Below are 1,784 nucleotides of genomic sequence, written 5' to 3' on the forward strand. Positions count from 1 at the left end.
AAACTTGAGAGGTAAATCTCTCAAAACTGAACATAGTTTCAACTTGTGTAGGTTTCCGATTATTCCTTAGAAAGGAGGTGATCCAGCCGCAGGTTCTCCTACGGCTACCTTGTTACGACTTCACCCTAATCATCTGTCCCACCTTAGGCGGCTGGCTCCAAATGGTTACCCCACCGACTTTGGGTGTTACAAACTCTCATGGTGTGACGGGCGGTGTGTACAAGGCCCGGGAACGTATTCACCGCGGCATGCTGATCCGCGATTACTAGCGATTCCGACTTCATGCAGGCGAGTTGCAGCCTGCAATCCGAACTGAGAACGGTTTTAAGAGATTTGCTTGCCCTCGCGAGTTCGCGACTCGTTGTACCGTCCATTGTAGCACGTGTGTAGCCCAGGTCATAAGGGGCATGATGATCTGACGTCGTCCCCACCTTCCTCCGGTTTGTCACCGGCAGTCTCACTAGAGTGCCCAACTGAATGCTGGCAACTAGTAACAAGGGTTGCGCTCGTTGCGGGACTTAACCCAACATCTCACGACACGAGCTGACGACGACCATGCACCACCTGTCATTGCGTCCCCGAAGGGAACGCCCTATCTCTAGGGTTGGCGCAAGATGTCAAGACCTGGTAAGGTTCTTCGCGTAGCTTCGAATTAAACCACATGCTCCACCGCTTGTGCGGGCCCCCGTCAATTCCTTTGAGTTTCAACCTTGCGGTCGTACTCCCCAGGCGGAGTGCTTAATGCGTTAGCTCCGGCACTGAAGGGCGGAAACCCTCCAACACCTAGCACTCATCGTTTACGGCATGGACTACCAGGGTATCTAATCCTGTTCGCTACCCATGCTTTCGAGTCTCAGCGTCAGTTACAGACCAGGCAGCCGCCTTCGCCACTGGTGTTCTTCCATATATCTACGCATTCCACCGCTACACATGGAGTTCCACTGCCCTCTTCTGTACTCAAGTCTCCCAGTTTCCGATGCACTTCTTCGGTTGAGCCGAAGGCTTTCACATCAGACTTAAGAAACCGCCTGCACTCTCTTTACGCCCAATAAATCCGGATAACGCTTGCCACCTACGTATTACCGCGGCTGCTGGCACGTAGTTAGCCGTGACTTTCTGGTTGAATACCGTCACTGCATGAACAGTTACTCTCATGCACGTTCTTCTTCAACAACAGAGCTTTACGAGCCGAAACCCTTCTTCACTCACGCGGTGTTGCTCCATCAGGCTTGCGCCCATTGTGGAAGATTCCCTACTGCTGCCTCCCGTAGGAGTATGGGCCGTGTCTCAGTCCCATTGTGGCCGATCAGTCTCTCAACTCGGCTACGCATCACTGCCTTGGTAGGCCATTACCCTACCAACAAGCTAATGCGCCGCAGGTCCATCCAGAAGTGATAGCAGAGCCATCTTTTAAATTCAAACCATGCGGTTTGAATTGTTATGCGGTATTAGCACCTGTTTCCAGATGTTATCCCCCGCTTCTGGGCAGGTTACCTACGTGTTACTCACCCGTCCGCCACTCGTTGGAAATCCAACGTCAATCGGATGCAAGCATCGTCAATCAGTTGGGCCAACGCGTTCGACTTGCATGTATTAGGCACACCGCCGGCGTTCATCCTGAGCCAGGATCAAACTCTCATATAAAATAAGAACTTGAATAGCTCTAAATTCAAATAAATTAAGCGAATTAACTTCGCAAATGTTTTGCTTTGATCTTTGATCAAAGACCCTACACATTTGATTCGTCGAAACTATATTCAGTTTTCAAAGATCTACCTTGCTGC

At 50.8% G+C, this 1,784-nt stretch carries 1 rRNA gene; it reads right to left on the reverse strand.

Annotation, left to right across the window (positions count from 1 at the left end):
- Window positions 1-70: 70 nt before the first annotated feature.
- Window positions 71-1,644: ribosomal RNA gene (locus PS3_RS06675) — 16S ribosomal RNA — on the reverse strand.
- Window positions 1,645-1,784 lie beyond the last annotated feature (140 nt).

The organism is Limosilactobacillus gastricus PS3 (genome assembly GCF_000247775.1).
GTDB classification, from domain to species: Bacteria; Bacillota; Bacilli; order Lactobacillales; family Lactobacillaceae; genus Limosilactobacillus; species Limosilactobacillus gastricus_A.